Source organism: Collinsella sp. TF06-26 (assembly GCF_002232035.1).
In the GTDB taxonomy this organism is placed as follows: domain Bacteria; phylum Actinomycetota; class Coriobacteriia; order Coriobacteriales; family Coriobacteriaceae; genus Collinsella.
Window position 1 is genome coordinate 1 of the sequence record NZ_NKXR01000027.1, and the last position, 7,617, is coordinate 7,617.

Here is a 7,617-nt window from a genome sequence, read left to right on the forward strand (position 1 = left end):
GTGGTTTAAAGCTGGCCGCTGCGCGGCCAGCAGACTAAAGTCTTGAAAAAGAAAACCGCAGGTAGAAAGCCTGCGGTTTTTCATAAAACGCGGTTGTGTTTGGGGGTGTCGGGCCAAACGTAGTAGATAGGCCGATTTCGTGGCGGGCGGGTTCAGCTGATTTCCCGGGGATGTCTGGAGACGGAAGAAAAAAGGATCAATTTGGCTCTTGAGGGCCACGATGCCCGTCTATCAACCGGCCATTTCAAAACTATGCCGGTTTACGGGGCTGAATCGCAAACCCCCAACCATACGCAATTCCGAAATACTAAAACCGCAGGTAAACGGCTTGCTCTATTTCGAAAAAGCCGGTATGGTCTGCCTGTGCCAATCTGGCCCCGTAAACCGGCATAGTTTTGAAATGGTACTTCGACAGTATTGATTCCCGCCCCGGCGCAACCAGCCCTACAGCCCGTACTTCACGACGACTCGGTTGATACGGCGACACCAGGGCTTGTACAGGGCGGCCAAAAACACGCAGGTCGCGAGTCCGTGCGTGATATCGAACGGTACGGCGGTGGCAAGACGCGCCACGGCGCCCGCCCACGTGAGCGGTTGAACAAAACCGATGATGTCATACGCGTTGATCACCACGCCGTACAGCAGACCCGAAGCAAAGCCGTACGCCATCAGCGCCGACATGCGCACGGTTCCATCCGCACGGTCGAACGCACCCGCATGCGCCAGCGCGCCGCCAACATAGCCAACCAGACCCCAGGCATACATCTGCCACGGCGTCCACATACCCTGCCCAAAAAAGAAATTGCTGGTCAGCGCTGCCAGCGCACCGACCATAAAGCCATTACGACGGCCGAGTGTCGCACCGGCGATAATGGCGATGGCGCTCACGGGTTTAAAGTCGGGAATGGGGCCAAACAAGATGCGCCCCGCCGCGGCCAACGCCGCCAGAACCAGCGTTGGCATAATCTGGCGCAGGCCCGGTCGCGACGCCTCGTAGCCCGCAAAGAACAGCGCGAGCACGAGCGCCACCACAACCAGCATGGCAAGCGCTGTCTGCTCAATGCCCGTCAGCAATGCTGCGGCCATTACCGCCGGCACCGCCAACAACAGCGGAATCTCCAGTTTTGCAAGTAGGCGCGAGACGCGATAATCCACCATTCCATCACGCCCTATAAAACACGTTGTCGGCAAAGAAGTCTGCCGGCGGCTCCATGCAGGCAATTTCGCCGTCGAACATCATGGCAATGTCGTCAGCAACCTGCTCGGCAAAATCCAGATCGTGCGTGGCCATGATGACGGTGCCGCCGGCTTGCGCATGCTCGCACAGGGCGCGGGCGATAATGCGGCGGCTCGTCAGGTCCAGCCCCTTCGTGGGCTCGTCGAGCAGCAACAGCTCCGGACCAATCAACAGCAGCTTTGCCAACGCGAGCAGCTGACGCTGGCCGCCCGAAAGATCGTACGGGTGGCGCGCATCCAGGCCGTCCAATCCCAGCTGCGCCGCGCGCTCCTGGGCTGCGTCCTCGTCATATCCGCAGGTCGAAGCCCATTCCATCAGCTCGTCGTGCACTGTCTCGGCGACCAGCAGGGCCTTGGGGTTCTGCGGCAGCAGCGCAGCCGAGGCCGCCCCGCGCACCATGCGCCCACGCTGCAGCTTAGCCGTCTTGGCCAGCACCGAGAGCATCGTCGACTTGCCGCAGCCGTTGCCGCCCACGATCGCATGCACCGCACCGGCAGAAAACGTCACGTCGAGCCCGCGCAGCACCCAACCGGACACGCGGTCGTAGCGAAACCAGCCTTCCGACAGGGTGGTAGCCGACTCGCCGTGCATTTTTGGGAGTATTCTGCGTCCACCGGCACGCGATGGCGCCCCCGAGTCGTCCTGCGGCTGAATTTGTGCCTCAAATTCAGCCGATTTGCCCGATTTCAGTCCCTTTTTTGCACCCGGAGCGCCCTCGCGCGGGTCCAAAGAACCCAACTGGCCACTGACGCTGCTGAAAACTCCGCTTTTTGCACGCCGCGAGGCACCCCACCCTGGCACCTCGCCAGAAAACAGCCCTTCACGATGCCCCAAGGAGGCGATATCAGCCACCTCGCACACGCGACCGTCTTCAATCCGGTACGCGCACGTCGCATACTCGAGCATCGGGCGCGGCTGGTGCGTCGCCACAACAACCGTACAGCCCAGCTCGCGGTTCACGCGAAACAGCGCATGCAGAAAGTTTTTCTCGGCAACAGGATCGAGTTGGGACGTGGGTTCGTCGAGCAGCAGCACGCGCGGGCGCAGCGCCAGCACGGCCGCCAGCGACAGCAGTTGCTTGCGTCCACCCGAAAGCGTATCGGTATCGCGATGCAACCAGTCCTCCAGCCCAAAGAAATAGCTGGTCTCGGCCACGCGACGACGCATCTCGTCGCGCGCTAGCCCCAAGTTTTCCAGGCCAAACGCCATCTCGTGCCACACGGTCTCGCACACAATCTGGTTCTCGGGATCCTGGAACACGTAGCCCACGCGCTCCGCGGAGGTCCGAACATCCATGTCGGCGACGCTCTCGCCCAGCACGCGCAGCTCGCCAGCGCATTCGCCCGTCGGCGAAATCTCGGGCTTGAGCAGCGAGAGCAGCGTCGACTTACCCGACCCGGTACCACCCACCAGCAGTGCAAACGCACCTTGGGGAACAGACCAGTCGAGTCCATCGAGTACCGGCGTCTCAGCCCCAGGGTAGGTAAAGCTCAGACCCCGTACCTCAATCGCAGGCACATCGGAGCCGCACGCCCCACCCGTTACCGAGCAGCTATCCAACCTGGTCATCAGCCAAACCTCTTCTCGTCAATCGCGTGCAACACACAGGGCAACACCATCCAAGCCGCGTACACAATATAGCCAGGCCACGGCGCCGGCACCGAAAGCTGAGGGTAAAACGAATACTGCGTTGTCGCGGCCCACGCCGCCGCAACCGCAGCAGCGCCAAACAGCGCAAGCCCCACCAGCGCGGCAACGTCGCCGCGCCCCAGCCGATACCGCGCATACGTCGTACGACGCGTCGCGGCACCCCACCCGCGCGAACGCATGGCGTCGGCGCGTTCCAGCGAATCCTCCATGCCCCAGCCCATCAGCACGCTCGAGGCCCACAGGCGCGAACGCACGGGGTCGGCCGGCGCGCGCCCCGGAACGTCGATCGCATCCTGTACCGCCAGGACCGTGTGGCCGCGGCGCAAAAACTGCGGGATAAGCCGCATGCACATCGAGATCATGAGCGCGAGCACCGGCGCGGCGTTGCCCAGCAGCGCGAGCACCTTGTCGTATTCGAGCATCGACGCCGCAGCCTCAAACCACAGCACGCTCGCCACAAACAGCCCGCCCATACACAGGCCGTATACCATGCTCTCCAAATACACCACGCGCATGCCAATATGGAAAAGCTCGGTCGAGCCCGATGCACTAAACAGCGGGTTGACCAGCGCAATGATCAAAATCACCGGCAGCTGCCAGCGAAACGCGTTCAGTGTGCGAGCAGCCCCGCGGGTCGCAAAACCGTATGCCAACCCGCCCGCGAGCGACAGCGCGATCAGCACCGGTTGCATCGAGAACATGGTGAGCCCCAGCGTTAGCGCCATGTAGAGCGCAGGCACCGCCGGGTGCGACATCGAGAATGCCGCGACGGGCTCGGCGCCCAAGCCCTCTCGTATGTTGTCCATAGGCATCCCCGCTCTCCCGCCAAATCGCCGACGCCGAAGCGCTGCCGGCACCGCTCGTAACCAGCGCAACCGCCGCGCCGGAACCACAAACCCAGCCGCCGCGGCCCAAACGTTACGCGCTCATCATATGCCTGCGGTATCATATTGCGCCGTGTATCGTTTCCAAACACACGTCTCTATAACGTAACAGGAGATCACATGGACGCAACCGCAATTATCCTCGCTGCCGGCGAGGGCACCCGCATGAAGTCGAACCACTGCAAGGTTTCGCACAAGATCCTGGGTAAGCCCATGGTCCAGTGGATCGTCGACGCCACCATCAAGGCCGGCTGCAGCCGCGTCGTGGTCGTCATCGGCAGCCACGCCGACGAGATGCGCGCCCTTATCGACGGCGCCTACGCCAGCAGCGCCACCAAGGTCGAGTGCGTCGAGCAGACCGAGCGCCTGGGCACCGGTCACGCCGTGAAGGTCGCGCTCGAGACCTGCGGCATCGCCGAGGGTCCGGTCGTCGTGCTCAACGGTGACCTGCCGCTCATCACCGCCGACACCGTCGCCAAGTTCGCACAGACCGTCGCCACCGGCGAGCTCGCCTGCACCGTCATGACCATGACCCCGCCTGATCCTTTTGGCTACGGCCGCATCAAGCTGGGTGCCGATGGTCAGATCGAGCGCATCATCGAGCAGAAGGACTGCACGCCCGAGCAGGCCGCCACGCTGCTGGAGTGCAACGCCGGCTGCTACGCCTTCGACGGCGCGCAGCTCGCCGCCCACATCAACGAGATCGGCAACGACAACGCGCAGTCCGAGTACTATCTGCCCGACATGCTCGAAATCCTCAAGGGTCACGGCCAGGCAGCCTCCATCTTCCACTGCGACGACTACCGCGACGGCCTGGGCGTCAACAGTCGTATCCAGCTCGCGCAGCTCACCGCCATCGCGCGCGACCGCATCAACGAGCACTGGATGGCAGAGGGCGTCACGTTCATCGACCCCACGCAGGCTTGGATCGGCCCCGACGCCACCATCGGCCGCGACACCGTCGTGTGGCCGCAGACGCACCTGATCGGCCACGTCACCGTGGGCGAGGAATGCCAGCTCGGCCCCAACAGCCGTCTCACCGACACCACCGTCGGCAGCGGCTGCACCATCGATGAGACCATCGCCATCGAGGCCGTCATCGAGAACGGCGTCGACTGCGGCCCGCGCGCCTACCTGCGCCCGGGCACCCACATGCTCGACGGATCCAAGGCCGGCACGCACGTGGAGATCAAGAAGTCCACGATTGGCGAGGGTTCCAAGGTGCCCCACCTGTCCTACATCGGCGACACCACCATGGGCTCCGGCGTCAACGTGGGCGCGGGCTCCATCACCTGCAACTACGACGGCGTCCACAAGCACAAGACCGTCATCGGCAAGGACGCCTTCATCGGCTCCGATACCATGATGGTCGCGCCTGCCCAGATCGGCGACGGCGCGCTCGTGGCCGCCGGCTCCGTCATCACCGAGCCGGTCCCGGCAGACGCACTCGGCCTGGGTCGTGCCCGTCAGGTAAATATTGAGGGCTGGGCCGCCGATTATCGCCGCCGTCTGCACGAGGACGACGAGGTATAACGTTTTATCAAGCATCTAAGGAGCTGTTCCCGTGGGGACGGCTCCTTTTTCTATGCTGACCTGCGTGACCGGATGAGTGGTCGGTTCGTGTCCGTTGACGGTAAAGACGTTATCAAGACTCGATAAACCCCGCCGCGCGGTTACAATGCAACAAGGCATCTATATGGCATTCGATATAAAGGAGAAGGGTAATGCCGATTAATGATCCCGAGAAGTCGGAGAATATGCGCAAGTCCATCCGCGTGTATTCCGGTTCCTCCAACCGTCCCCTCGCTCAGAAGATTGCTGAGTACCTTGGGGTCGAGCTTTCGGGCCTTACGCTAAAGCAGTTCGCCAATGGTGAGATTTACGCCCGCTACGACGAGACCGTCCGCGGCGCCGACGTCTTCCTGATTCAGTCCGTGGCCGGCGGCAACGTCAACGACATGCTCATGGAGCTGCTCATCGCCACCGACGCTGCCAAGCGTGCATCCGCCCGCTCCATCACCGCCGTTATCACCCACTACGGCTATGCCCGCCAGGACCGCAAGGCCGGCCCACGCGAGCCCATCACCGCCCGCCTCGTCGCCAACCTGCTCGAGCGCGCCGGCGTCAACCGCATCATCACCCTCGACCTGCACCAGGGTCAGATCCAGGGCTTCTTTGATATCCCGGTTAACCACCTGTCCGCACTGCCGCTGTTTGGCCAGTACTACAACGACATGCACTTCGACACCGACAACCTGGTTGTCGTCTCCCCCGACGTGGGTCGTGCCAAGGCCGCCAAGAAGCTGTCCGACATGCTCGGCTGCGACCTGGCCATCGCCCACAAGGGCCGTCCGCGCCACAACGCCGCCGAGGTCATGGGCATCATCGGTGACATCAAGGGCAAGACCTGCATCATCAACGACGACATGATCGACACCGCTGGCACCCTGTGCGCCAACGTCAAGGAGCTCAAGGCTATGGGCGCCGGCGACATCTACGTCTGCGCCACCCACGGCATCTTCTCCGGTCCGGCCATCGAGCGCCTGAACGATGCCCCCATCGTCGAGTGCGTCGTCACCGACGCCATCCCCGTCGAGGTTGGCGGCAAGATCAAGACCATCTCGGTCGCTGAGGAGTTCGCTCAGGCCATCTCCGCCGTTTACCACGAGGAGCCCGTCTCCACGCTCGTCGGCGGCGACTTCGCGCTGTAGTCGCATCGTCCTTGCAACCCGGCGCATCGCCGTCGGAACAGAAGAAACCCCCGCGCTCCCCCTTGCTTCGCAAAGGTCGCGCGGGGGTTTCTTCTGTTCCGACGGCTCGCTCTGCCGCGGCCACGCTTTTGTCTGGTGGGATTTCGCTGAAACGAAGTCTCGCCTTCGGCGGGCGTGGTAGCCTTTGTCGTTGAACGAACTACTTATGTAACGAAAGGAAGCCTATGGCAGCTGCACAGCCGCTTAAGATTCGCATGGTTGCCGGACTTGGCAACCCTGGCGAGGAATATGCCGAGACCCGCCACAACGCCGGTTTTAAGGCAATCGACGAGCTGGCGCGTCAGGCCGGCGTCACGTACTGGAAAAACCAGGCCGGCGCCGAGGTCGCGCTCATCAATATCAACGACCCCGAGGAAGAGGGCGGCAAGCGCCAGATCGTACTGGTCAAACCGCAGAGCTACATGAACACCTCTGGCGGCCCCATCTCCAAGCTCTGCCGCGAGTACAAGATCAAGGCCGAGGAGCTACTCGTGATTCACGACGAGCTCGATATTCCCGCCGGCGACGTACGCGTTAAGGTGGGCGGCGGCCACGCCGGCCACAACGGCCTGCGCTCCATCATCGACAAGATGGGCAGCCGTGACTTTAGTCGCATCCGCACCGGCATCGGCAACCCTCCCGGCAAGATGGCCGTCGCCGACTACGTGCTCAAGCAGCTGCGCGCCCGCGAGGCCGAGGACTTCCAGGACACCTGCGCCCGCGCCGCAGATGCCGCCGGTTTGGCCATCGTCCACGGCGTAATCTACGCCCGCGATCACGTAAACGGTGCCGCTTCCGCCAACGGCAAGCACTAAAGCCTATCATTTAGGGGCAGGTTTATTTTGGCATGTTTTACCTGCGGAAACGCCCCGGTTGCGGCATCACGATAAACCGCGCGCCGTTATACACGCATAGCACCCCAAAGGGGGCCGACCTCATCTCAACCCGTGGCCGGCCCCCTTTGCTGTTTTGCCTGATAAAACCGACCATGAGAAACCCGTCCCTTTTGGTAGGCCGGAGCGGATAAACCCGGTTGATTTCCAATCTCAGCCGAACACATTGAGCAAATAGGCCGTTCCCGCACCTAGCCGAACGC

General features: G+C 62.7%; 7 protein-coding genes. 3 read left to right on the forward strand and 4 right to left on the reverse strand.

All coding sequences use genetic code 11. The features are described from left to right. From CHY22_RS10150 to CHY22_RS09730, 4 genes are all read right to left on the reverse strand, one after another. Nucleotides 1-219: hypothetical protein (locus CHY22_RS10150; RefSeq protein ID WP_210401400.1), on the reverse strand; the 219-nt coding region annotated here is incomplete at its 3' end. Nucleotides 220-444: 225 nt separating this feature from the next. Then, nucleotides 445-1,158, reverse strand: coding sequence for a DUF6580 family putative transport protein (locus tag CHY22_RS09720; RefSeq protein ID WP_089573679.1), 714 nt, complete (start codon nucleotides 1,156-1,158; stop codon nucleotides 445-447). A 4-nt stretch (nucleotides 1,159-1,162) separates the two neighbouring features. After that, nucleotides 1,163-2,806 (reverse strand): ABC transporter ATP-binding protein, encoded by a 1,644-nt coding sequence (locus tag CHY22_RS09725; protein WP_089573680.1) that lies wholly within the window; start codon nucleotides 2,804-2,806, stop codon nucleotides 1,163-1,165. Next, nucleotides 2,806-3,693, reverse strand: coding sequence for an energy-coupling factor transporter transmembrane component T (locus CHY22_RS09730; protein ID WP_089573683.1), 888 nt, complete (start codon nucleotides 3,691-3,693; stop codon nucleotides 2,806-2,808). Before CHY22_RS09730 ends, CHY22_RS09725 begins: the two co-directional genes overlap by 1 nt. A 198-nt stretch (nucleotides 3,694-3,891) precedes the next feature. On the opposite strand from CHY22_RS09730, the gene glmU reads away from it, so the two are divergent. From glmU to pth, 3 genes are all read left to right on the forward strand, one after another. Further along, the gene (glmU, locus tag CHY22_RS09735; protein ID WP_089573681.1) at nucleotides 3,892-5,304 is read left to right on the forward strand and encodes a bifunctional UDP-N-acetylglucosamine diphosphorylase/glucosamine-1-phosphate N-acetyltransferase GlmU; all 1,413 of its coding nucleotides are present in this window, start codon (nucleotides 3,892-3,894) and stop codon (nucleotides 5,302-5,304) included. Between the two features lie 191 nt (nucleotides 5,305-5,495). Next, nucleotides 5,496-6,482: a ribose-phosphate pyrophosphokinase gene (locus CHY22_RS09740; RefSeq protein ID WP_089573682.1), complete on the forward strand. Its 987-nt coding sequence runs from the start codon at nucleotides 5,496-5,498 to the stop codon at nucleotides 6,480-6,482. A 224-nt stretch (nucleotides 6,483-6,706) separates the two neighbouring features. Continuing rightward, a complete protein-coding gene (gene pth / locus CHY22_RS09745) occupies nucleotides 6,707-7,336 on the forward strand; it encodes an aminoacyl-tRNA hydrolase (RefSeq protein WP_195246394.1) in 630 nt (209 codons plus the stop codon). Nucleotides 7,337-7,617: the final 281 nt, after the last annotated feature.